The organism is Actinomadura sp. 3N508 (genome assembly GCF_044326375.1).
Taxonomy (GTDB): domain Bacteria; phylum Actinomycetota; class Actinomycetes; order Streptosporangiales; family Streptosporangiaceae; genus Spirillospora.
This window is the reverse complement of sequence record NZ_JBIRAX010000009.1, coordinates 304,736-328,206: the sequence shown is the minus strand read 5'-3', so window position 1 is coordinate 328,206 and position 23,471 is coordinate 304,736. Positions and strand designations below refer to the sequence as shown.

The 23,471-nt window shown below is 71.7% G+C and carries 17 protein-coding genes; 10 read left to right on the top strand and 7 right to left on the bottom strand.

Annotated elements, in window-relative coordinates; genetic code table 11:
* The first annotated feature begins 72 nt into the window (after positions 1–72).
* The 4 genes from ACH34S_RS29880 (at position 73) to ACH34S_RS29865 (ending at position 6,521) form a co-directional block, all read left to right on the top strand.
* On the top strand, positions 73–1,065 hold the full coding sequence (locus ACH34S_RS29880; RefSeq protein WP_395956164.1) for a LysR family transcriptional regulator: 993 nt from the start codon (positions 73–75) through the stop codon (positions 1,063–1,065).
* Complete coding sequence (locus tag ACH34S_RS29875) at positions 1,062–1,997, top strand: serine hydrolase (RefSeq protein ID WP_395956163.1); 936 nt, start codon at positions 1,062–1,064, stop codon at positions 1,995–1,997. The genes ACH34S_RS29880 and ACH34S_RS29875 overlap by 4 nt, the downstream gene beginning before the upstream one ends.
* Before the next feature lie 139 nt (positions 1,998–2,136).
* The gene (locus ACH34S_RS29870) at positions 2,137–4,941 is read left to right on the top strand and encodes an AAA family ATPase (RefSeq protein WP_395956162.1); all 2,805 of its coding nucleotides are present in this window, start codon (positions 2,137–2,139) and stop codon (positions 4,939–4,941) included.
* A gap of 56 nt (positions 4,942–4,997) precedes the next feature.
* On the top strand, positions 4,998–6,521 hold the full coding sequence (locus tag ACH34S_RS29865) for a toprim domain-containing protein (protein ID WP_395956161.1): 1,524 nt from the start codon (positions 4,998–5,000) through the stop codon (positions 6,519–6,521).
* A 29-nt stretch (positions 6,522–6,550) separates the two neighbouring features.
* Here the strand turns inward: ACH34S_RS29865 and ACH34S_RS29860 are convergent, their stop codons facing one another.
* Positions 6,551–7,864, bottom strand: a complete 1,314-nt coding sequence (locus ACH34S_RS29860) for an amidase (RefSeq protein WP_395956160.1) — start codon at positions 7,862–7,864, stop codon at positions 6,551–6,553.
* A 517-nt stretch (positions 7,865–8,381) separates the two neighbouring features.
* Here ACH34S_RS29860 and ACH34S_RS29855 point away from each other — a divergent pair.
* From ACH34S_RS29855 to ACH34S_RS29840, 4 genes are all read left to right on the top strand, one after another.
* Positions 8,382–10,775 carry a phosphoketolase gene (locus ACH34S_RS29855; protein WP_395956159.1) on the top strand — a complete coding sequence of 798 codons (2,394 nt, stop codon included), beginning with the start codon at positions 8,382–8,384 and terminating at the stop codon, positions 10,773–10,775.
* Positions 10,763–11,842: an acetate/propionate family kinase gene (locus ACH34S_RS29850; protein ID WP_395956158.1), complete on the top strand. Its 1,080-nt coding sequence runs from the start codon at positions 10,763–10,765 to the stop codon at positions 11,840–11,842. The genes ACH34S_RS29855 and ACH34S_RS29850 overlap by 13 nt, the downstream gene beginning before the upstream one ends.
* Before the next feature lie 350 nt (positions 11,843–12,192).
* Positions 12,193–13,440, top strand: coding sequence for a DUF222 domain-containing protein (locus tag ACH34S_RS29845; protein ID WP_395956157.1), 1,248 nt, complete (start codon positions 12,193–12,195; stop codon positions 13,438–13,440).
* Positions 13,441–13,572: 132 nt separating this feature from the next.
* On the top strand, positions 13,573–14,118 hold the full coding sequence (locus tag ACH34S_RS29840; protein WP_395956156.1) for an EF-hand domain-containing protein: 546 nt from the start codon (positions 13,573–13,575) through the stop codon (positions 14,116–14,118).
* Positions 14,119–14,141: 23 nt separating this feature from the next.
* Here the strand turns inward: ACH34S_RS29840 and ACH34S_RS29835 are convergent, their stop codons facing one another.
* From ACH34S_RS29835 to ACH34S_RS29820, 4 genes are read right to left on the bottom strand one after another with little or no spacing between them, the layout of a single operon-like run.
* Entirely contained in the window at positions 14,142–14,705 is a 564-nt protein-coding gene (locus ACH34S_RS29835; protein WP_395956155.1) for a dihydrofolate reductase family protein, read from the bottom strand.
* A gap of 1 nt (position 14,706) precedes the next feature.
* Positions 14,707–15,522 (bottom strand): alpha/beta fold hydrolase, encoded by an 816-nt coding sequence (locus ACH34S_RS29830; protein ID WP_395956154.1) that lies wholly within the window; start codon positions 15,520–15,522, stop codon positions 14,707–14,709.
* Positions 15,523–15,580: 58 nt separating this feature from the next.
* Complete coding sequence (locus ACH34S_RS29825; protein WP_395956153.1) at positions 15,581–16,300, bottom strand: helix-turn-helix domain-containing protein; 720 nt, start codon at positions 16,298–16,300, stop codon at positions 15,581–15,583.
* A 42-nt stretch (positions 16,301–16,342) separates the two neighbouring features.
* A complete protein-coding gene (locus tag ACH34S_RS29820) occupies positions 16,343–16,840 on the bottom strand; it encodes an Lrp/AsnC family transcriptional regulator (RefSeq protein WP_395956152.1) in 498 nt (165 codons plus the stop codon).
* A gap of 103 nt (positions 16,841–16,943) precedes the next feature.
* Between ACH34S_RS29820 and ACH34S_RS29815 the strand changes: the two genes are divergently transcribed.
* Positions 16,944–20,450 (top strand): indolepyruvate ferredoxin oxidoreductase family protein, encoded by a 3,507-nt coding sequence (locus tag ACH34S_RS29815; protein WP_395956151.1) that lies wholly within the window; start codon positions 16,944–16,946, stop codon positions 20,448–20,450.
* Between the two features lie 135 nt (positions 20,451–20,585).
* Positions 20,586–21,752, top strand: a complete 1,167-nt coding sequence (locus ACH34S_RS29810; protein ID WP_395956150.1) for a protein kinase — start codon at positions 20,586–20,588, stop codon at positions 21,750–21,752.
* An 18-nt stretch (positions 21,753–21,770) separates the two neighbouring features.
* On the opposite strand, the gene ACH34S_RS29805 is transcribed toward ACH34S_RS29810, so the two are convergent.
* Together ACH34S_RS29805 and ACH34S_RS29800 are read right to left on the bottom strand one after the other, a co-directional pair.
* On the bottom strand, positions 21,771–22,601 hold the full coding sequence (locus ACH34S_RS29805) for a transporter substrate-binding domain-containing protein (RefSeq protein ID WP_395956149.1): 831 nt from the start codon (positions 22,599–22,601) through the stop codon (positions 21,771–21,773).
* Positions 22,602–22,693: 92 nt separating this feature from the next.
* Positions 22,694–23,470, bottom strand: a complete 777-nt coding sequence (locus ACH34S_RS29800; RefSeq protein ID WP_395956148.1) for a helix-turn-helix transcriptional regulator — start codon at positions 23,468–23,470, stop codon at positions 22,694–22,696.
* Position 23,471 lies beyond the last annotated feature (1 nt).

Below are 23,471 nucleotides of genomic sequence, written 5' to 3'. Positions count from 1 at the left end.
CAGCCAGGCGGCGAAATGTCCAAGAATGATATCTATGTTGGAGTTATATCCGAATTGATATGATCGCTGGTCGTGAACCTCGTCGGCCATCTGCGGTGCTTCGTCATCGTCGCGGAAGAGCTGCACTTCGGGCACGCCGCGGAACGGCTCGGCATGGCCCAGCCGCCGCTCAGCCAGCGGATCCAGCGGCTGGAGCGGGAGCTCGGCGTCCGGCTGTTCGACCGGTCGAGCCGGCGGGTGGAGCTCACCGCGCCCGGCAGGCTCCTGCTGGACGAGGCCCGTGACATCCTCACCCGCGTGGAGCGCATCTACTCCGTCGCCGAGCGGGCCCGGCGCGGCGAGGTCGGCACGGTCCGGGCGGGCGTGCCGAGCGACCTCGGCGGGACGATCGTCGCCGCGCTCATCGCCGCGTTCCGGGACCGGCGCCCCGACCTGCGGCTCGACCTGCGCGAGACGGGCACGGCCGAGCAGGTCCGGGCGCTCGCCGACGGCGCGCTGGACGCGGGCGTGGTCCGGCACCCCTGCGACTCCCGCGACCTGGAACTCGGCCCGATGCTGGCCCAGCCCCTAGGCGTCCTGCTCCCCACCGAGGCGAACCTTGCAGCCGACGCACGCCCGGCCACCGAGGTGCACCTGGCCGCCGAGGTGCATCTGGCCGACCTTCGCGGGTTCGGCCTCGTCGTGCCGCCGCGGGAGGACGCGCCCGGCGCGCACGACGACCTGCTCGCGACCTGCCGGCGGCACGGGTACGCGCCCACCGCGATCCACGAGGCGCGACATCCGCAGTTCGCGCTCGGCCTCGTCCTCGCGGGGACGGCGGTCGCGCTCGTCCCCCGCACCGACGACTCCGCGGGGGTGACGTGGCGTCCGCTGGTGGGCGAGCCCCTCTCCTGGCGGACGTCGTGCGTCTGGCGGCGGGCCCGCGACCCCGAGCACGCCCGCGCGATCGCCGACTTCGCCGCCGTCGTGACCGCCGTGCTGCGCACCGAGGCCGGCATGGCACCGCTGGACGGCGTTCCCGCGCGCCGGGTCGTCCCGCGCCCGTCGTCGGGATTCCTGGCATGAGCGCGGTCCCGGGCGAGGCGAGCCGGAATTCGAGCACGGCGAACGCCGGCGGGGAGGTGGCGGACCGCATCGAGGCGGAGTTCCGGTCGGCGGGCGTCACCGGGTTCCTGCACACCGTGGACATGGACACCGGACGGGAGGTCGCCGTCCGCGCGGGCGCGCCCGTCGTGCTCGCGTCGGTGTTCAAGGTGCCGCTGCTCGTCACCTTCCACCGGCAGGCGGCCGAGGGGCTGCTCGACCCGTCCGAGCAGGTCACGCTGCCCGCGGAGGGCCGCACCACCGGGCCCACCGGGGTGTCGGGGATGCTGGACGAGGCGCGCCTGTCGCTCCGCGACCTCACCTTCCTGATGATCACGGTCAGCGACAACGCCGCCGCCGACGTGGTGCTGGAGCGCGTCGGCCGGGACGCCGTCAACGCGACCGCCGCGGCGCTCGGCCTGCGCGACACGGTCGTCGAGGTCAGCGGGCGCGAGCTGCACGAGACCCTCCTCGCGGACGCCGGAGCGAGCAGCGTCGCCGACGTGTGGGCCAAGCTGGACGAGCCCGGCATGCAGTCCCGCCTCCGCGCCCTCGACCCCGCCCGCACGAGCCGCAGCACCCCCCGCGACATGACCCGCCTGCTGTCGCTGATCTGGCGGGACGAGGCCGCGCCGCCCGCCGCCTGCGCCGCGATGCGCCGGCTGTTCGGGCTCCAGGTGTGGCCGCACCGGCTGTCGTCCGGGTTCCCCTACGACGACGTGGTCGTCAGCGGCAAGACCGGGACGCTGCCGACGCTGCGCAACGAGGTCGGCGTCGTCGAGTATCCGGACGGCGGGCGGTACGCGGTCGCGGTGTTCACCCGGTCGCCGCTGCCCGTCGCCGTCCTGCCGCAGGCCGACGCCGTCATCGGCACGGCCGCGCGGATCGCCGTCGAGCACCTCCGGCACCCCTAGTCGCTCACGGTCACCCAGGGGCGACGGGACGACTGAACGTGACAGCCCCAATACCTCCGATTGGACGGACCGCTAACCCGGCACTCCCTCGGGAAACGTAGGCTGTACCCCTGCTTTGATCGTTCATGGGGAGACTTCTTTGCGGCTGCCGGATCATCTGGAGCTATTGCTCACCGACGAGCCGGTGCTCGACGTCTACTCGCACGGCCCGTGGCGCGTCCCGGACGGGCTCTTCGAGGAGATCTCGGCCCGGATCGACGGACTCGCGGCCGACCCGCGGGCCGCGGACCTGACCACCGACGAGCACAAGCTGCTGACGCTGCCCGCGTCGCTGGTCACCGCGGAGATCTTCGGCATCCTGGCGTTCCTGCCCGGCGGCGGCGCGATCAAGGCGGGCTCGTGGTCGCAGCTCCCCGAGCGGCTGCTCTACGAGCATCTCGTCAACCCCGGCCCGCTCAGCACCCGGATGACCCGCTGGGACGCGCCCGGTGGCCGGTGGCGGCCACCGGTCGACTGGTTGATCGAGGCACCCGACCGGGAGCTCGCCATCGAGCTGGCGCGCGACTGCCTGTCCGTCCTGGAGGGCGTCGAGCCGCTGGAGGAGCGCCGCAAGGCGCTGCTGCGGATGTACGACGACGCGCCCGAATGCGACGTCAACCTGCCCAAGATGGAGCTGCGGGAGCAGTGGCACGCGCACGCAGGTGACGACATCGTCACCGCCGTGCCGGAGCTGCTCGGCCCGGTCGGCTACCTGGAGTGGGTGTGCGGCGGGCTGCTCGCGTCCTACGAGCACCTGACGGAGGTGGCGCCGCGCGAGGAGAGCGTCGAGGTCCACCTGATCCATCTGCTGCTGCAGGGCAGCATGGAGCACGTCCCGGCGGAACTGTCCGTCGCGCTGGGCGAGGACCGCTACGGCGACCTCCAGCAGCGGTTCCCGGGCGAGCGGCGCGGGTTCAAGCCGGGCGCGTGGCAGGAGCGGACGCGGGCGTGGCTCGTCCGGGCGCTGGTCGCCGGGGCCGCCGACGCGTGCCGCGGCTGGCTCGACATGGCGATGCGGTTCGTCGCCGTCGTCCAGGGGCTGCCGGGCGACCCGTGGTTCCCGAAGGCCGAGTGGATCCCCGTCGGCCAGTTCCAGACCGACCTGCGGCGCCTGTACGCGCCGCGCCGCCGCGTCGTCAACCCGCTCACCGAGACGCTGAAGAGCATCCCGGCGAAGGCCGTCAAGACCGCCGGGTCCCGCTCGCGCGGCCGCCCCGAGATCGCGACGTCGCTGGTCGGGCAGCCGGAGGTCGTGCAAGCGCTGGACGAGCTGACCCGCGGCGACGAACCCGTCCGGCTGCTGCTCGCCGGGCCCGACGCCACCGGCAAGCGCGACGCCGCGCAGGAGCTCGCGAAGGCGCTCGCGTTCGGCCGCGACCCGCACTGGGTCACCGACAACCTGTTCACCGGGCAGCGGCTGTCGGACGCCGTCGCCAAGCTGCACGCCGACGCCCGCGACTGCGCCGGCGACCGGCTGCTCATCATCGAGGGCCTGGACGGCATCGTCACCGACCCCGGCAACGGCGAGGCGATCGCCGCCGAGCTGCACCGGCTGCTGGCCGTCCACCCCGACCTGCACGTGGTCGCGCTCTGCGACCACGGCGGCGAGGACCGGATCCGCGAGATCAACCCCGTCCTGCCGCAGCGCTTCCGCATCGCCCGGACCCGCCCGTTCACCGCGGAGGGCCACGCCGAGCTGTTCCGCCGCGCGCTCGACGCGCGCGGCGCCCGCGGCACCCGGCAGGCCGTGGAGGCGGCGGGCGCGCTGCTCGCCGCGACGCCGCCGATGCAGACGCTCCGCAACGCCCGCCTCGCCCCGCACCTCGCCGACCAGGTCGTCGCCGCCGTCCGCGCCCGAGCCGCCAAGGACGCGGCCCCGGCTGAGGCCGATTCCAGGACGGCCGATGCCAAGGCGGCGGATCCCGCGGATGAAGGGGTGGTCGAGGAGGCCGCGAACCAGGACACCAGGCCGGTCGTCCGCAAGCAGGACATCCCGGCGACGCTGGACACCTCGCTCGCCGCCGGGAACCCGCTCGCCGAGCTGCACTCCCTCACCGGCCTCGACACCGTCAAGCACGAGATCGCGCTCATCGTCGCCGGGACGCACGCGGCGCGGCTGCGCAGCGAGTCCGGGCTGAAGATCACCCCGCCGACCCGGCACATGGTGTTCACCGGCAACCCCGGCACCGGCAAGACGATGGTGGCGCGGCTGCTCGGCCGCATCTACAAGCGGCTCGGCGTGCTGTCGTCCGGGCACCTGATCGAGGCGTCCCGCGCGCACCTCGTCGGCGAGTACATCGGGCAGACCGCGCCGCGCACCCGCCGGCTGGTGGAGCGGGCGCTCGGCGGCGTGCTGTTCATCGACGAGGCGTACACGCTGACGCAGTCCCCGCTGAAGGGCGACTACGGGCACGAGGCGATCGCCGAGCTGGTCAAGCTGATGGAGGACCACCGCGACGACCTCATCGTCATCGTCGCCGGATACCAGCAGGAGATGGCGGAGTTCCTCGTCGCCAACCCGGGCCTGGACTCGCGCTTCCCCAAGCAGATCCACTTCCCCGACTACAGCGACGAGGAGCTGATCACCGTGTTCGGGCAGCTCGCCGCCGCGGACGGCTTCAAGCTCGCGCCCGGGACCGACGACGTCCTGCTCGCGATGCTGCGCCGCGCGCCCCGCGGCCCGTCGTTCGGCAACGGCCGCCTGATGCGCAACATGCTGGACGTGGCCGTCGCCAACCAGGCCGACCGCGTCGCGTCCGCCGCGTTCGCCGCGAAGAAGAAGGGCGACGGCACCGGCAAGAAGGCGGGCAAGATGCCGTCGAAGAAGGAACTGATCACGCTCACCGCCGACGACCTGCCCCCGCTGCTGGACCATCCCGAGGAATTCTTCGGCCTGTATTTGTAGGCGCGCGGGTATGACGTAGGTGGCTTCCCCGCCCGCTCGACGGCGAGGAGGCTTTCATGGGCCCGGACGACCGGCGTCTCCTGCGCGGCATCGCCGGCCAGGAGACGGCCCGGCTGCGGGATGGGACGCGCCCGTGGTCATGGTGGCTGGAGCGCGCCGTCCTGCACGGCCGCCGCCACGGCTACACCGCCATCCTGCTGATCGCCGCGCAGTGGCGCGGCGCCACGGACGTCCGCGGCTACGAGGAGTGGCGTTCAGCGGGCCGCCAGGTCAGGAAGGGCGAGACGGGCATCCGCGTCCTCGGCCGGACCGGCACGCCCCGCGCGGTCTTCGACGTGTCGCAGACCGACGGCCTCCCCCTGCCCACCGGATCCGGACCGCCGCCGCCCGAGGCCGGACAGCGCCTCGCGGCCATCACGGCGAAGGCCCCCGAGCGGGGTGTGCGGCGGATCGAGGCCGACTCGGTCGCGTTCCTCGTCGCGGCGTGGCTGGGGCTGGAGCCGCCCATGCCCGACTTCCCGGCGCGGGCCTTCTGGGCGGGTCCGGGGCTCGGCGACCGCATCCTCCGGACGACACGGCGGCTGCACGGGCGCGTGTCGGGCGCGTCCCAGCACGGCATCATGGCTGACGCCCAGCGCTTCTTCCGGGCTCGGGCGGCGGCGAGCTGGGTGCCCGGCTACCTGGCCGGACGCGGTTTCCCGCCGGGCGTCCAACGCCACTGGCAGATCGGATACGCCCCCGCCGGCCCGCACGCGCTCACCGACCATCTACGGACCCTCGGTCATGGCGACGAGGAGATCGCCGCCGCCGGTCTCGCACGTCCGGGCCGCCGGGACGGACGGCTCCGCGACACCTTCCGGGACCGCGCCATGTTCGCCATCCGCACACCGGACGGCGCGATCGCCGGCTTCATCGGACGCCGCCGCGACGACGGCCCCGGCCCCAAGTACCTCAACGGGCCCGATACGCCGCTCTTCCACAAGGGCGAGCTGCTGTACGGCCTGCACGAGGCCCGCGACCGGCTCGCCGGTGGGGCGCGTCCCGTCCTGGTCGAGGGACCGCTGGACGCGATCGCCGTCACGATGGCGGGTCCCGCCGCGTACGCGGCCGTCGCGACCTGCGGCCTCGCCCTCACCGCCGCGCAGCTGGACGCGCTCGCGGACGTCGCCGATCTGGACGGCGCGGGCGTCGTCGTCGCGCTGGACGGCGACCCCGCCGGCCGGTCGGGGGCCGTGCGGGCGTGGGAGCGGCTCGCCGGGATCGGCGGCCCGGTCGAGACCGCCGATCTGCCGAGCGGCCGCGACCCGGCGGGCCTCCTCCAGGCCGAGGGCCGCGCCGCCGTCCTGCGCGCGCTCGGCAACCGGACGCCGCTGATCGACGCCGTCGTCGACGCGGCCGTCGAACGGGCGGGCGGGCCGCTGGTCACACCGGAGGACCGGCTCGCCGCGATCCGCGCCGCGTCCAGGATCATCGCCGCGCGTCCGGCTGAGGCGGCACGTCAGGTCGTCCGCGTCGCGTCCCGCGTCGACGTGCCGCCCGCGCTTATCACCGAGGTGTTGGTGGACACCGTCAGCCCGTGAGAGGCGCTGTCAGTCCCTGAGAGGGGGTGTCAGCCGGTGAGCCGCGCCGCCGTGTCGAACAGCAGGCTCTCGGCGCCGCGGCGCGTGATGATCTGTGCCCCGACCGGCAGGCCGCCGACCGTCCCCGCCGGGAAGCTCAACGCGGGCAGACCCAGAACGTTCCACGCGCAGGTCAGGGCCACCAGCGCGGGCGCGTGCCGGCCGAACGCCCCCTCCAGCTCGCCGATCTTCGGGGCGGTCATCATCATGGTCGGCAGGGCCAGCAGGTCGTAGCGCTCCAGAAGCCCGGCCACATGGCGGGCGAACTCGCCCCGCTCGCGGAACGCCCGGAGGTACCGCCAGCCCGGCGTCGGCGCCGCCTGCTCCAGGCGCTCCAGCGTCGGCGGCTGGTACAGCTCGGGCGCCGCCGCGACGCGGTCGGCGTGGATGTCGTACGCCTCGCAGTCCTGGATCGCGCGGAAGACGCGTCGCAGCTCGAAGAGGTCGAGCGGCTCGGCCGGGGCGTCCGAGAACAGCGCCCGGACCGTCCGCACGACGTCCGGGTCGGCGGACTCCGGCTCGATCCAGGCGACGCGCGGGGTGTCACCGACCGGCAGCGACACGGCTTCCGCTGGGCCGGCCAGCGCGTGGTAGGCGATCCGGCAGTCGTCGGCGGACGCGGCGAGGAAGCCCACGTGATCGAGCGACGGCGACAGCGGGAACACGCCGTCGGTCGGGATGACGCCGTAGGGCGGCTTGAACCCGGTGATCCCGCAGAACGCCGCCGGGATCCGCACCGAGCCGCCCGTGTCCGTGCCGAGCGCGAGCGGGACCATCCCGGCGGCGACCGCGACCGCGCTGCCGCTGCTGGAGCCGCCCGACATCCGCTCCCGGTCGTGCGGGTTGCGGACCGGGCCGTTCACCGACACGTCGCCGCTGCCGCCGTACGCGAACTCGTGCGTGCCGGTCTTGCCGACGATCACGGCGCCGGCGTCGCGGAGCATCGTCACGCAGGCCGCGTCCTTGCCCGCCACATGCCCGGTGAAGTGCGCCGATCCCATGCCGGTTGGCAGGCCGGCGACGTCGATGATGTCCTTCACCGCGACCGGTACACCGTGCAGCGGGCCACGGTCGACGCCGGACCCGAGCTCGTTGTCCGCCTGCTTGGCGGCCGCCTCGGCGCCCTCGCGGTCGAGGGTGACGAAGGCGTTGAGCTTCGGTTTCTCGCCCGTGTTCTCGCCGGAGTTCTCCTCCGCGTCGATCGACGCGAACGCGTGCGCCAGCAGTTCCGCCGCCGTCGTGTCGCCGGAGCGTAGATCGCGCCCGAGATCCGCCAGCGACCGTCCGGTGAAGAACCCGCCCATACCGCCTCCTATCAGTACCGTCTCGTCCAGACGGTGCCTCCGATCTGCGTACCATGACAGACCGTCCGGAGACGAGCCCGGTACCGCGCATCGCGCTGCGTGGCTCGCTCGTCGCGGAGCGTGAGCCTCTCGTCGCAGATCCCCGACCGCCCGTCGACCGCGCCCCGGAACCCGTGAACATACGCGCCAGTACACGGCAGGCTGCAACGCACCTGAACAGATGCTTCCGCCGGTTCGCTGGGGGGCGGGGCGGTGGCCGTGCCGCGTCCCGGACGCGGTCACCGCCCCTTGTAGCCGGGGACGTCGACAGGTGGGGGGACAAAGCCACGGCGGCTAGGCCAGGACACGCACCGCCGCCGTGGCTCTGTCAACCGTCACCCTTCTCGCCTTGGCAGGGCGGTTGAGGCCGGGCGACGGTTGAGGCCGGGCGACGGTTGAGGCGGCCGATCGCGGGGACGTGATCCTTTCGAGGTCCACGGCGATCCTGCGAGGCGGCACCGAAGGGACGGATCACCCCATGACCCAGTCCGGCACGACTCCGTCCGGCATGAGCCACTCCGCCGGCTTGCACGACGACGACGCCGTCCGGCGGATCCACGCGTACTGGAGTGCGGCCAACTACCTGTCCGTCGGGCAGATCTACCTGCTGGACAATCCCCTGCTCCGGGAGCCGCTCCGGCCCGAGCACATCAAGCCGCGGCTGCTCGGCCACTGGGGCACCTCGCCCGGCCTGAACTTCTGCTACGCGCACCTCAACCGGGTGATCAACGCGCGTGACCTCGACATGATCTACATCATGGGGCCGGGGCACGGCGGCCCGGCGGCCGTCGCGAACGCCTGGCTGGAGGGCACCTACAGCGAGGTGTACCCGGACGTGTCGCTGGACGCCGACGGCATGCGCAAGCTGTTCCGGCAGTTCTCGTTCCCCGGCGGCATCCCCAGCCACGTGGCCCCGGAGACGCCCGGGTCGATCCACGAGGGCGGCGAGCTCGGCTACTCGCTCGCGCACGCGTACGGGGCCGCGTTCGACAATCCGGATCTCGTCGTGGCGTGCATCGTCGGCGACGGCGAGGCGGAGACCGGTCCGCTGGCGGCGAGCTGGCACTCCAGCAAGTTCCTCGACCCGGTGAAGGACGGCGCCGTCCTGCCGATCCTGCACCTCAACGGCTACAAGATCGCGAACCCGGCCGTGCTGGCGCGCATTCCCGAGGAGGAACTGGTCCAGCTCCTCGACGGCTACGGATACCAGCCGTTCCTGGTGAGCGGGGACGAGCCCGCGTCCATGCACCGGAAGATGGCCGCCGCGCTCGACCAGGCCCTGGACGAGATCGCCGACATCCAGCGGAACGCCCGCGAGGGGCGCGTCACCGAACGGCGGCGCTGGCCCGTCATCGTCCTGCGGTCGCCCAAGGGCTGGACGGGCCCGAAGGAGGTCGACGGGCAGCCGGTGGAGAACACGTGGCGCTCCCACCAGGTCCCGCTCGCGGGTGTGCGCGACAACCCCGAGCATCTGGCGCAGCTGGAGGCCTGGCTGCGCTCCTACCGTCCTGAGGAGTTGTTCGGCCGTGATGGGAGCCCCGTCGCGTCCTTGCGGGCGCTGGCGCCTGTTGGGGAGCGGCGGATGAGCGCCAATCCGCACGCCAACGGCGGGCTGCTGCTGAAGCCGCTGCGCCTGCCCGACTTCCGCGGCTACGCCGTCCCGGTCGGCAAGCCCGGCACGACGTCGTCCGAGCCGACCCGCGTGCTCGGTGCGTTCCTACGGGATGTCGTGGCCGCCAACACGTCCAACTTCCGCATCATGGGCGCGGACGAGACCGCGTCCAACCGGCTCGGTGCCGTGTTCGACGCGACCGACCGCGTCTTCCAGGGCGAACGGCTGCCGGGCGACGAGCACCAGGGGCCGTCCGGGCAGGTCATGGAGGTGCTGAGCGAGCACCTGTGCCAGGGCTGGCTGGAGGGCTATCTGCTGACGGGGCGGCACGGGCTGTTCAACAGCTACGAGGCGTTCGTCCACATCGTGGATGCGATGTTCAACCAGCACGCGAAGTGGCTGAAGGTCACCCGGCATCTGGCGTGGCGGCGTCCGATCGCGTCCCTGAACTACCTGTTGTCGTCGCATGTGTGGCGGCAGGACCACAACGGCTTCACCCACCAGGACCCCGGCTTCCTGGACGTGGTGCTGAACAAGAAGCCGGAGATCGTCCGGGTGTATCTGCCGCCGGACGCGAACACGCTGCTGTCGGTCGGCGACCATTGCCTGCGGTCCCGCGACTACGTGAATGTGATCGTCGCCGGGAAGCAGCCCGCGCTGAACTGGCTCTCGATGGACGCGGCCGTCGCGCACAGCACCCGCGGCATCGGCATCTGGGAATGGGCGTCGAGTGACGGCGGCGCCGACCCGGACGTCGTGCTCGCCTGCGCCGGAGACGTCCCGACACTCGAAACGCTCGCCGCCGTCGACCAGCTTCGGCAGCTCTTCCCCGAGCTGCGCGTCAGGGTCGTGAACGTTGTGGATCTCATGCGGCTGCAACCGTCCAGTGAGCACCCGCACGGGCTGCCGGATCGGGAGTATGACGCGCTGTTCACCACCGACAAGCCGGTGATCTTCGCCTTCCACGGCTACCCGTACCTGATTCATCGGCTCACCTACCGCCGCGCAGGGCACGCCAACCTGCACGTCCGCGGCTACAAGGAGGAGGGGACGACCACCACGCCGTTCGACATGGTCATGCTGAACGACCTGGACCGCTTCCACCTCGTCATGGACGTCATCGACCGCGTCCCGTCGCTCGGCGGACGCGTCGCCCACATCCGCCAGCGCATGGCCGACCGGCGGCTGGCCCTGCGCGCCTACACGCGCGACCACGGCCAGGACGCACCGGAAATCCGCGACTGGACGTGGCCGTACTGATGCGCGTCCTGACCGTCAACCCGGGATCGAGCAGCCTGAAGGTGAGCCTGCTCGACCCGGACGACACGCTCCTCGCCGAGGACTCGGCCCCCGGCCACGAGATCGCTGGGATCGTCGGTGAGATGCCCGCTTCACCGGACGCGATCGGGGTGCGCTTCGTCCATGGCGGGACCGACTACACGGAACCGATCCTGATCGATGCCGCGGTCACCAAGCACTTGCAGGGCCTTGCCGACCTGGCGCCTCTGCACCAGCCCGCGTCGCTGCATGCTCTGTCGGAGATCACCGCCGCCTTGCCTGGCGTACCGGCCGTGGCCTGCTTCGACACCGCGTTCCACGCCACCCTGCCCGACGCGGCCGCTACCTATGCGCTGCCTTCTGAATGGCGTACCCGGTTCAACCTGCGTCGCTACGGGTTCCACGGTCTGTCGTTCTCCTACGCCGTCCGGCGCGTCGGCGCTCTGCTCGGCGGCCGGCCGGCTCGCATGGTCATCTGCCACCTGGGTTCTGGCGCTTCGCTGTGCGCTGTGGCCGACGGCCGCTCCGTTGACACCACCATGGGTTTCACGCCGCTTGAGGGGCTCATCATGGCGTCGCGGGCGGGCAGCATCGACCCCGGCATCCCGCTGTGGCTGATCAAGCACGGTCTTTCCGCCGAGGACGTCAACTCCGCCCTCGAACGCGACTCCGGCCTGCGCGGCCTCACCGGCACCGGCGACATGCGCCGCATCCGCGACCTCGCCGAGCAGCGCGACGTGAACGCCCTCGCCGCCCTGGACGCCTACCACCACCGCCTCCGCGCCTGCGCCGCCGCCATGACCGCCTCACTCGGCGGCCTGGACGCGCTCGTGTTCACGGGCGGCGTCGGCGAGCATGATGCGTCCGTCCGCATGCGCCTGGCCGAGGACCTCGCGTACTTGGGAGTTTCCATAGACCCTGATCGAAATGGCACGGTCGAGGGGGATACGGAGATCACGGCTGCGGACGCTGTTGTCCGTACGCTTGTGGTGGCGGCTCGCGAAGATCTAGAAATAGCGTCCGGCGTCAGGCGTGTTCTTCGTTCATGACGCGTCTGATATTCGTTGGTCGTATTCGTTAATCATATTCCTTGGACATCAGAGCGAAGTTGGTAATTCGGGCGGTGGGGGCGGCGCAGCGTACGGGGCCGCCCCTCCAAAGTCAAGGGCGCCTTCGGCGTCGCTTCGCGATGGGACTCCGTCCCACCCTTGACTTCGGAGCCTCTACGGCCCCTCATGCAGGTGACAAGGGGCAGGCTCCGCCTGCCCCGCCGCGACGCGCCGCCCCCACCGCCCAGCCACGAAGTAGGAATCTAAAATGGACAATTTGGACCAGTGGCCACATTTTTTCCATGGAATCTGGGCGCGCAGACTGACATTTGATGTGTTATCATTAGAACATGAGTTCGATCACCTTGGATTTGGATGCGTCCACCGGTGAAATGGTGGGTGTTCTTTCGGTGATCGCTTCGGAGCTTGCGCGGCGGGGTGCTCCGGATTCGGCGGCTTCTTGCAAGGAACTCTCCGAAACCCTCGCTGCCGCCACCGACCAGATTGAGGCCGCCCTGGCCGGATTGGTGGCCGTGGTCGACCGGGCCGGGGAAGTGCGGCGTTGGGGTTACCCGTCCACTCAAGCCTGGCTCCGTCATGAGCTCGGCATGCGCGACAACCGCGCCAAGGAGCGTCTCACCCTCGCCCGCCAGCGTGACCGCCTCGCTCAGGTGACGAAGCGCTGGACGGACAGCGACCTCTCCTTCGGATACGCCGCGACCATCGCGGGTGCGGTCGTCCGGCTTGACGACCAAGACTGCCAGGCCGCCGAAGAGATCTTGCTCGGCATGGCCGACCAGGGCTGTTCGGCTGGGAAGGTCGCTTCGTTCGGTAAGCGCATCCGTGACGTGATCGCCGAGCGGGACGGCACCGAGAACCCCAACGGCGACGTCAAGCACGGATACGAGCACTCCTGGATCGACTCCACCCGTTCCCTGGACGGCGGCCGCTACATCAAGGGTTGGCTCAACGCAGAGGACGCCGCCATCTGGGACGGCACCCTCGCGCCGCTCGCCAAGCCCGCCGGGACGGATGACCGCCGGGATCTGTCCGAGCGGACGGCGGCCGCACTGACCTCGGTCCTGAGCGGCGGTCACAAGGCCACCCGGGTCACCGTCATCTGCGACCTGGACACTCTCACCGGCGGTAGCGTCCCGGCACGGCTCACCGACGGCACCCCGATCCCGGCCGAGCACGCGCGTCGCATCGCGCTCAACGCGGGCCTGTCGCCCTTGCTGCTCGGCCCCGGTCAGCACCCGCTCTACCTCGGCCACACCGTCCGGATCGCCACCGCCGCGCAACGTCGCGTCCTGCAGACCATGTACCCCACCTGCGCCGTTCAGGGCTGCGAGGTACCCGGAATGCTGTGCGAAGTCGACCACGTCCACGGCTGGGCACTGGGCAAGAGCCCAACCGACATCGACAAGCTCACCCTCACCTGCGGCTGGCACAACCGGTTCAAGCACAGCCATCCCGGCCAGATCCAGATCAATCGAGATCCCTTAACCGGGCGCTACGCCTACCGGCTTCGCCCGCCGCCCGACCGGCGGCCGGTCCCCGCATCCGGCCTCCCGCCACCCCGCCTCCAAGCCGCCTGACCCTCGAGCCTGGCGCGTTGGCTTGGTGTGGTCATGCGGGATTCAACGCGTTGCCAAGCGGACACAATACGTGGCGAACCAACCACTGTCCGCACGTGTGCGGCGGGGACGAGATCGAGGACGGAGGCCCCCATGGACGCTCTTCGGGCGCGCAGGTTCCAGCGGTACTTCACCGCGCTGGACAGCAACGAGGACGGCCGGCTGAGCAGGTCGGACTTCGAGCTGGCGGGGCTCCGGTACGCCGAGAAGCTCGGCTACGCGGCCGGGTCGGCCGAGCAGCGCCGGCTGTCCGACATGTCCGTCGCGCTCTGGACCGACATGGTGAGCCCCATGGACACCGACGGCGACGGTGAAGTCACCTACGAGGAGTTCTGGGCCGCCATCGAGCAGAACCTGGGTAGCGACCGCGCCGACTACGCGAAGGTACGGCCGGTCATCGAGATCTACTTCACCATGGCCGACAGCGACTCCGACGGCGAGATCAGCCGGGAAGAGTTCACGACGATGTTCACCACTGCTGTGCGCGTCCCCGAAGCCGACGTCGCCGCGAACTTCTCGGCGATCACCGCCGAGCACGCAGAGGTGCTGACCCTGGCCCGGTTCCACGAGGCGATGGCGGAGTTCTGCTACGGCACCGACCCTCAAGCTCCGGCCAATCATTTGTTCGGCCGTCTCTGAGAGCGGGAGTCCCGGGGCGCCGGTCAGCGGGTGCGTTGGTGGGTGGTGACCAGGACGCCGTCGCCGTAGGTTTTCGGTTCCGTCATTGCCCATGCGGTCTTGTCGGGGGTCTCCGGCCAGAGTTTGCGGCCGTGGCCGAGGATCACGGGGAACCACATGAGGCGGATCTCGTCCACCAGGTCGTGCGCCAGCAGGGATTGGACGAGCGTGATGCTGCCGGGTACGGAGATCTCGCCGTTGACGTCCTGTTTCAGCTGGGTGATCTCGTTGGTGAGGTCTCCCGGGAGCACCGTCGTGTTTCGCCATTCGGGGTCGGTGAGTGTCCTGGAGACGACGTATTTCGGCATGCCGTTGTACTTGTCGGCGAGTTCGCCCTCGTACTGCGGCCACGCGGAGGCGAAGCCCTCGTAGGTGGCGCGGCCCAGCAGCAGCGCCGCCGACGCCAGTGCCTCGTCGGTCTTGAACTGTTCGCCCTCCGGGCCCCGGTCGAACTCGAAGCTCCAGTTCGGGTATTTGAAGTCCTCGCCGCCGGGCGCCTCGACGACGCCGTCCAGGGAGATGAACTCGGTCACGACGATCTTTCCCATGTCAGGCCCCCTTGGTGAATTCGCTCAGCGCGGGCGCCAGGACGTCCGCGGTCGTGCTGTGGTTCTCGCCCGGGATCGCCTTCAGCGTGGCGGTCGAAAGGTGGTCGGCCACCGCTTTCGCGCCGGCGGCGAGGGCAGGCCAGGTGTTGTCGCCGTAGAGGACGAGTGCGGGCACGTTGACCTTGTCCCATAGGGCGGTGCGGAGCGGCCTGCCGGACATGGTGTCTCCGACGATCCGGCCGTCGTAGGCGATCGTCGGCGCGATCGCTTCGAGTCCCGGCCAGAAGTCGCTGTCGCGCATTCCGGCGACGGCTTCTTCCGGCATCAGCGCGGCGGCGGTCATGAACAGCGCCACGGCGTCTCCGGGGCGGCCTTCGGCGACGGCCGTCTCCAGTCGCTCGACGTAGTCGGGTGGGAGCGGGGGGCGGACGTCGTCGATGACGACCGGCGGCTCCCACAGGGCCAGGCGCGCGATGGGGGCACCGGCCTGCGCCGCGTGGAGGGCGAGGAGCGCCCCGGACGACCAGCCGAACACCGTCGCCGGACGGCCTCCGGCCGCCTGCTCGATGATCGCGGTGAGGTCCTCGATCTCGCGTTCGATCGCGTAGGGGGCGGTGTCGCCGCTCTCGCCGCGCCCGCGGCGGTCGTAGTTGATGATCTGGAACTCGCCGGCGAGCAGCTCCGCGGTCTGCGCGTTCTCGGGGGTCGTGGCGCGGTGGGCGGTCGCGCCGTCGATGATGACGATCGGTTCGCCGGCGCCCCACGTGGTGTAGGCGATGGCGGTGCCGTCGGCCGAGGTTACGGTGCCCTGGGACATCAGGTCACACCTTTCTCGTGGTCGGTGCCGCGTTGGGATCAACGCGTTGGCGCCAACCCTAGAAACGCTCGTCGCCCTCGATCTTGTACAGGAGCGACAAGGGCTCGTCGCCGTCGCGCCGCCGCAGCCGTGTCGCCGTCCGGCCGATGAACCGCTGGAGCGAGCGCGCCAGATGCGGCTGGTCGTAGTAGCCGAGCCGGTGGACGACGTCCAGGGACGGCGCGCCTTCGCCGAGGAGCACCGCGGCGTGCCGGGCACGGTCGATCTGCCGGATGGCGCCCTGGGTCAGGCCCGTCGCGGTGACGACGCGGCGCTGCACGGAACGGGTTCCGACCTTGGCGATGCCGCCCCAGACGACCTCGTCCACGAGCGGGTCGCGGACGAGCACGCCCGCGCGCACGAGTTTCCCGACGAAGTCCTCCGCGTTCTCGAAGCCGGGGATCTCCCATTCCTCGCCCCGCAGGACGAAGGCGCGCCCTTCGGCGAAGGGGCTCTCCAGTTCGGAGTCGACCAGGCGGGCGATGGGCAGGTGCGGCATCGACGTCCCGTGCGCGAACGTGATCCCGAACGCCTCGGAGTCGCCGGAGATCGTCGCGGTCGACGCGATCGTCTCCGGTCCCCGGAGGGCGGCGTGGACGGTGCCCTCGAACTCCCAGAAGACGAGCTCCCAGTTCGACGTCGCGACCGAGGTCATGCTCTCCTGGCCGCTCGTCCGTCCGCGCCAGACGCGCGCTATGTACGGCGAGTCGGATTCGCGGTGGTCGCTTTCGATCGGCATGCGGCGCCCTCCCGGTCTTGGGGCGAGACTATCGAGCGGGCCTCAGCGGGCCGGTTTTCCGGCTTCGCGGGCTCGTTTCTCCTCGTCCTCCAGGAGCGGGCCTACGCGGAACGGGACCTGGTGGGTGAGGACGATCGAGGTGATGCTCCGGCGGACGCCGGGGCAGGCGAGGATCGAGTCGATCACCTCGTGGAGCTGCTTGCCGTTCGGGGCGACCGCGCGGACCAGGAGGTCGCCCTGGCCGGTGATGCCCAGCACCTCCAGGACGCGCGGGATCGCGGCCAGCGCGGCGGCGGCCTCGCGGAGGCGGCCCTGGGCGACTTCGAGGGTGACGAACGCGGTCAGCTCGAAGCCGATGGCGCCCAGGTCGACCTCGCGGCCGCGGTGTCCGATGACGCCGTCGCGTTCCAGCCGCTCGACGCGGGCGTGGGCGGTGTTGCGGGCGATGCCCAGCTTGGCGGCCAGTTCGGTGACGCCGATGCGCGGCTGCTCGACCAGGCGGCGGAGTATCTGCAGGTCGAGGAGTGTGGGACGGGTCACAATGCTCAGCTCCGGTCGGTGCGACGCTCCATATTTGAGCAATCTGGTCAATTGTCGCGGTCCCATCTTGCACTCCGCTCAGCGGGGCGGGCTCAATGCAGTCATGAGCACCACCGCCTCTCCGATCCGTGACCGGCTCGAACTGGAGCGGGGGCGGATCGCGATCGGCGGCGTCCACGCGCTCGTCCGGCTGCTGCTGGAGCAGCGGCGTGCGGATGTGCGGCGCGGCTGGACGACCGCCGGGTTCGTGTCCGGGTACCGGGGGTCGCCGCTGGGCGGGTTCGACCAGCAGCTGGCGCGGGACGCGCGGCTGCTGGAGAGCCACGACATCCGGTTCGTGCCGGGTGTGAACGAGGAGCTGGCGGCGACGGCCGTCTACGGGTCGCAGCTTGTCGAGCATCTGCCGGGGCCGAGGTATGAGGGTGTGTTCGGGCTCTGGTACGGGAAGGCGCCGGGCGTCGACCGGTCGCTGGACGCGTTCAAGCACGCGAACTGGCTCGGCACGTCCGAGCGGGGCGGGGTACTCGCGGTGGTGGGGGACGATCCGTCCTGCAAGTCGTCCACGCTGCCGTCCGCCACGGAGGGGGCGCTCGCGGAGGCGTTCATGCCGGTGCTCGTGCCCGCGTCGGTCGGGGACGTGCTGCGGCTGGGACGGCACGGCTTCGAGATGTCCCGGTTCAGCGGCGCCTGGACGGGCTTCAAGGTCGTGACCGACGTCGCCGACTCGCACGAGATCGTGGACGTGGAGCCGGTGCCCGATCCCGTGTTCCCCGAGTTCAGCTGGCGTGGGCGGCCGTGGAAACCGACGCGTCGGCCGGGCGTCGATCTGAAGGACACGACCTCGCTGGAAGGCGAGGTTCTGGAAGGGCGGCTGCGGGCCGCGGCGGCATATGTCGCGGCGAACGGCCTGGATCGGGTTGAGGGCGCGGGCGGCGAGGCGACCCTCGGGTTGGTCGCCGCCGGGCGCACGTATCTGGAGTTGCGTGAGGCGCTCGATCGGCTTGGGTTGGATGATGCGGCGCTGGCCCGGCGGGGTGTCCGGCTTCTGCGGCTTGCGATGGTCTATCCGCTCGACGCCGGGCGGGTTCGGGAGTTCGCGCGCGGGCTCCGCGAGATCGTGGTGGTCGAGGAGAAGCGGGCGTTCGTCGAGACGCAGTTCAGGGACGTCCTGTACGGGGCTTCGGAGCGTCCGGCCGTGTACGGGAAGTACGGGCCGGACGGTGCCGGGCTCGTTCCGGTGGACGGCGGGCTCGACGCCGACCGGCTCACCAAGGCGCTGGCCCGGTTCCTCGCCGACCGGGTCGGCGAGGAGCACGTCGACCTGCGGGATGCCGTGCTGCGTCCGCGCAAGCCGGCGGTGAACCTGCTCGGGTCCGCGCGCACGCCGTTCTTCTGCTCGGGGTGCCCGCACAACCGGTCCACGGTCGTCCCGGACGGGTCGATCGCGGCGAGCGGCATCGGCTGCCATGTGATGACCGTGTTCGCCGACCGCAGCATCGGCACGACGCAGATGGGCGGCGAGGGCGTGATGTGGGTCGGGGCCGCGCCGTTCAGCGACACCGGGCACATGTTCCAGAACCTCGGGGACGGGACGTTCTTCCACTCGGGCAGCCTCGCGATCCGGCAGGCCGTCGCGGCGGGCACGAACATCACCTTCAAGATCCTTTACAACGCGGCCGTGGCGATGACGGGCGGGCAGGACGCCGACGGCGGCTCCGACCCGGCGGCGATCACCCGGATGCTGCACGCCGAGGGCGTCGCGAAGATCGTGGTGGTGGCGGACGACCCGTCCCGCTACCCGCGCGGCACGGACTGGGCGGCCGGGGTCCGGGTCCGGCACCGCGATGAGCTCGACGCGGTCCAGCGGGAGCTGCGCGAGGTGCCGGGCGTGACCGTGCTGCTGTACGACCAGGCGTGCGCGGCGGAGACGCGGAGGAAGCGGAAGCGCGGGCTCGTCCCGGATCCGCAGACCCGCGTGCTGATCAACGAGGCGGTGTGCGAGGGCTGCGGCGACTGCGGCGTGAAGTCGAACTGCCTGAGCGTGGAGCCGGTCGAGACGGAGTTCGGACGCAAGACGCAGATCAACCAGACGTCCTGCAACAAGGACTACTCGTGCGTGGACGGCGACTGCCCCTCGTTCGTCACCGTGACTCCGGGCGAGCGCAAGGGGAAGGCGGGTGCGGCGCTGCCGGAGATCGGTGCGCTGGCCGAGCCCGACGTCCGGCCCGACTCGGCTGACGTCCTGCTCGTCGGGATCGGCGGGACCGGGGTCGTGACCGTCAACCAGGTCCTGGCCATGGCGGCGCTGCTCGACGGGCGGCACGCTCGCGCGCTCGACCAGACCGGCCTCAGCCAGAAGGCGGGCGCCGTCGTGTCGCATCTGCGGATCGGCGGCTCGCATCGGGACCGTCCGGCCATGGTCGGCGCGGGCGGCGCCGACGCCTATCTCGTGTTCGACTCGCTGGCGGGGACGTCCGAGCCGAACCTGCGCCGCTGCGCGCCCGGCCGCACCGCGGCGATCGTGTCGACCAGCGAGGTCCCCACCGGGCGGATGATCACGGACACGGCGGCGTCGCTGCCGCCGAGCGCGTCGCTCGTGCGGCGGATCGCCGACCGGACGGACGCGGACCGCCTCGTCGCGCTCGACGCGCTCGGTCTCGCGGAGCGCTGGTTCGGGAGCACGACCACGGCCAACTTCGTCGTGGTCGGCGCCGCGTACCAGGCGGGGCTGCTGCCGCTGTCGGCGGACGCGATCGAGCAGGCGCTGGCGCTGAACGGCGTCCAGGTGGAGGCGAACGTCCAGGCGTTCCGTGCCGGGCGCCGTCTCGTCCTTGAACCGGGCTGGGCGTCGGCGGTGTCCCCCGAGCCGTCTGCGGCGCCGGCGCCGCGGCCGCTGGACGGCACCGCTGCCGCCGCGACGAGCCTGGTGGACGCGTCCGGCGCGGGTGGCGAGCTGGCCCGCGTGCTGCGGGCCCGCGTCCCCGACCTCGCCGCGTACCAGAACCTCGCGCTCGCCAAGCGGTACCTGGACGCGGTCATGCGCGTCGCCTCGGCCGCCGAGCGCTCGGCCGCCGGTGCCGAGGGGTCCCGGCTCGCGGTGGCCGTCGCCCGCAACCTGTACAAGCTGATGGCCTACAAGGACGAGTACGAGGTGGCCCGCCTGCACCTCGATCCCGAGCTGGCCCGCCGGGTGGAGTCGCAGTTCGGGGCGGGGGCGTCCGTCCGGTACATGCTGCACCCGCCGCTGCTCCGCGCCATCGGGGTGGACAGGAAGATCGCGCTCGGCCGGACGGCCCGGCCCGCGTTCCACGCCCTGCGCGCGATGCGGCGGCTGCGCGGCACCCCCTTCGACCCGTTCGGCATGACGGCGCAGCGGCGTGCCGAGCGCCGCCTCGTCACCGGTTACGTGGCCGTCGTGAACGAGCTGGTCGCCGGTCTGGACGGTGGCGAAGGGCAGGCGAATCTCGACCTCGCCGTGCAGATCGCAGAGTTGCCCGACATGATCCGCGGCTACGAGGACGTCAAGACGGCGAACATCGTCCGGTACGAGGAGCGCCTCCGTGAGCTGCTGACCGCGTGGCGCTCGGAGTCCGCCCCGGCGGCCGTCTGACCGCGCCGGCCGGTCGAACCCGTCCGGCGGACGGGCCGTACCAGCTGGTATGCCGGGACCTCGCCCGGCCCGGAAGTGCGACGAGGGTTGGTTCGAGTGAAACCGGGCTTGCGGCTGGCGGAGCGTTACCGCCTCGTGGACAGGCCTTCCCGCGCTCGCGGAACGCTGGAGGTCTGGCGGGCCTGGGACGAGCTGCTCGGACGTCCCGTCGCGGTGAAGCTGCTGACCTCCGCGCGCGGCGATCTGCGCCGCGCGTTCCGGGAGGGCGTCAACCGGGCCGCCGGGCTCTCGCATCCCGCGCTGGAAACGGTCTACGACAGCGACCAGACCCGCGATGCGTCCGGACGTCCCGTGCCCTTCGTCGTGACCGAGTTCCTGGACGGTGAGACGCTCGCCGGGCGGCTGCGGCATGGCCCGCTCAGCGCGTCAGAGGCGCTCGGCGTCTGCGCGCAGATCGCCGCCGCGCTGGACGCCGCGCACAAGGCCGGGGTGACGCACGGGAATCTCGAACCGGGGAAGGTCTTTCTCGTCCGCGGCGACGTCAAGGTCGTCGATATCGGGATCGGCGGCATCGTGCGCAGCGACCGCAGCGACCGCAATGTGCGCGGTCGGCGCGTTCCCGATCAGGCGGCCGACGTGCGTGCGCTCGGCGCCATCCTCTCCGCCTGCCTGCCCGCCGGGGCGTCCGGGGAACCGGCCGCGATCGTCGCGCGCTGCCTCGGTGCGACGGCCGTGGGCGGGCCGTCCGCGACGGAGATCGCCGGGCTCCTCCGCCGGGGCGACGGCGGCCCGGCGAACGCGGTGTTCGCGCCTCGGCGGGCCCGGGCGAACGGCGGCCCTGCGCACGCGACGCTGCCGTTCCATGATCGTCGGACCAAGGTTCTGCCGCCGCCTTCGTCGCGTCACCGTGCGGCGGGCGCCCGGCTGGGGGCGGTCGCGCTCGCGGTCGCCATCCCCGTCACCGCCGCCGTCGCGATCCTCGTGTCGGCGCCGCGCACGCCCGCCCTCGCGCCTCCGCCGCGCGCCGAGGCGAGCGACGCGCTCGGACGGCTGCGCCCGATCGTCAGCCGCGGCTACACCTCCGGCGAGATCCGCTCCGATGTCGCCATCGACCTCAACGACCAGATCACGAACCTGGAGAACGCCCTGGCCTCCGGCCGCGGCGGCGAGGTGCGGCGGCGTGCGGTGAACCGGCGGATCGCGCTGCTGCAGGATGAGATCGTCGCCCGGCGGCGAGATCGCGGGCTGTCCCCCGACGTCGCCGCCGAGTTGAATCGCGTCCTCGCGACGATCCAGGCATGACGGCCGTGCGCGCCCGGATCAGACGCAGCCCTCGAACTGGGGGATCTCGATGATCGACAGGTCCATGCCGGTGCCGTCGAACCATTTGTGCATCAGCTTGGCGGCCGTCCCGTCCTGGTACATGCGGGTGATGGCGCGGTTGAGCGCCTCGCATCCGTCCGGGTCGCCCTTCTGCAGCCCGATGCCGGTGTTCTGCTCGCTGATCCGCGCGTTCACCAGCCGGAACCCGCCGCCCTCCCGCCGGATGAGCCCGGCAAGGATCACGTCGTTGGTGGTGATGGCGTCCACCCGCCGGTCCTTGATCATGGCCATGCAGGCGTCGTAGTCCTTGGCCGGGACGATCTGCGCGGTCATCCCGTTGATGGCCAGGAGCCGCTTCGTCGGATCGGCTCCCTCGACCGCGCAGAACTTCCGTCCCTTCAGATCCCGCACGCCTTTGACGCCGCGCTCGTCGGCGCGCACCAGGACGTCCTGGTTGGACATGTAGTACGGGCCCGCGTACGCGATCTCCGTCTTGCGCTCCGGGGTGACCGACAGCGTCGCGAGGACCATGTCGGCGCGGCCCGAGGTCAGGATCGTGATCCGCTCGGACGCCAGCGCCGGGACGAACCGGACCTGCTTGCCGAGCCGGTCCGCCACGTACTGGGCCACGTCGATGTCGAAGCCCTCGAACCGGCCGTCCGGCCGCCGCAGGCCGAGCCCGGGCAGGTCCGGCCGCACCCCGACCACCAGCATCTCCTTGTCGAGGAGCGACGCGTCACCGCTCTGCCCGCACGCCGTCAGCAGCCCGCCCGCGAGGACCCCCGCGGCCAGAATCCGGACGGCAGACCATTTCCCGGAATTCCTCACGACGTAACCATAAAGGGCCCGAACCCGTCGGGGAGCGCCCATTTCGACCAGATTCGCGGCGGGCCCCGGCTACCTGCGCCGGAGCGCCCGGTTCAGCGGGACGGTTTGCCGGGGCCGGAGCCGGGCGGGGGGCCGAACTCCACGCAGCAGTAGCCGGTGTGCGGCGCGAGCTTCGCCTCGATGGGCGCCGCGCCGGGCCCGTCGGAATCGTCGTCGGGTGGGGTGCGGGCTTCCGTGGTGCCGGTGGTCAGGGTCTCGACCATGCCGGAGAGGAAGGCGTGGTTGACTCCGCAGACCAGGTCGGGGTCGTCCGCGGCCAGGGGATGGAACGGGCAGTTGCGCAGCCGCAGCCGCGTGGGGCTCTCGCGGTCGGGCTCGAAACCGTGGCGTTCGAGGATCTCGGCGGCGGAGGTGAGCGCGCGTTCGGTGCCGAGCCGTCCGCCCCGGACGGGACGGCTCTCCGCGGCGCCGAGCGCACGGCCGCGTTCCGCCGCCACCCGTAGCGCCGCGTCCCGGCCGTTCTCGTCCGTGCCCTGCTCGCGGACGGCGTCCAGCAGGATGCTCGCGAGCAGGGCGTGCTCGCGCTGCGGGATGTTCACCTGCACGTCGACGCCGGACGGCTCGTACACCTTGGGCGCCCGCCCGACCCGCCGCACGCCGGGCGGGTTGGCGTAGCGGGCGTGCAGGAGCCCCGCGTCCACGAGCTTGTCCAGGTGGAACGCGGCGAGCTTCCGGGAGATCCCGACGCTGGCGGCCGCCTCGTCCCTGGTCACGGGGCGCCTGGCCGCCCGGATGAACGCGTACATGCCGCGCCGCAGGTCGTCGCCGAGGATCGCGGCGGCCTCCAGCCCGGCCGAGTCTGAGGTCACG

What these genes read in the sequence shown, in the direction of transcription:
- ACH34S_RS29875 (WP_395956163.1), top strand. Translation starts at nt 1,062, where the DNA reads ATGAGCGCGGTCCCGGGCGAGGCGAGCCGGAATTCGAGCACGGCGAAC.
- ACH34S_RS29865 (WP_395956161.1), top strand. Translation starts at nt 4,998, where the DNA reads ATGGGCCCGGACGACCGGCGTCTCCTGCGCGGCATCGCCGGCCAGGAG.
- ACH34S_RS29860 (WP_395956160.1), bottom strand. Translation starts at nt 7,864, where the DNA reads ATGGGCGGGTTCTTCACCGGACGGTCGCTGGCGGATCTCGGGCGCGAT.
- ACH34S_RS29855 (WP_395956159.1), top strand. Translation starts at nt 8,382, where the DNA reads ATGACCCAGTCCGGCACGACTCCGTCCGGCATGAGCCACTCCGCCGGC.
- ACH34S_RS29845 (WP_395956157.1), top strand. Translation starts at nt 12,193, where the DNA reads ATGAGTTCGATCACCTTGGATTTGGATGCGTCCACCGGTGAAATGGTG.
- ACH34S_RS29840 (WP_395956156.1), top strand. Translation starts at nt 13,573, where the DNA reads ATGGACGCTCTTCGGGCGCGCAGGTTCCAGCGGTACTTCACCGCGCTG.
- ACH34S_RS29835 (WP_395956155.1), bottom strand. Translation starts at nt 14,705, where the DNA reads ATGGGAAAGATCGTCGTGACCGAGTTCATCTCCCTGGACGGCGTCGTC.
- ACH34S_RS29830 (WP_395956154.1), bottom strand. Translation starts at nt 15,522, where the DNA reads ATGTCCCAGGGCACCGTAACCTCGGCCGACGGCACCGCCATCGCCTAC.
- ACH34S_RS29825 (WP_395956153.1), bottom strand. Translation starts at nt 16,300, where the DNA reads ATGCCGATCGAAAGCGACCACCGCGAATCCGACTCGCCGTACATAGCG.
- ACH34S_RS29815 (WP_395956151.1), top strand. Translation starts at nt 16,944, where the DNA reads ATGAGCACCACCGCCTCTCCGATCCGTGACCGGCTCGAACTGGAGCGG.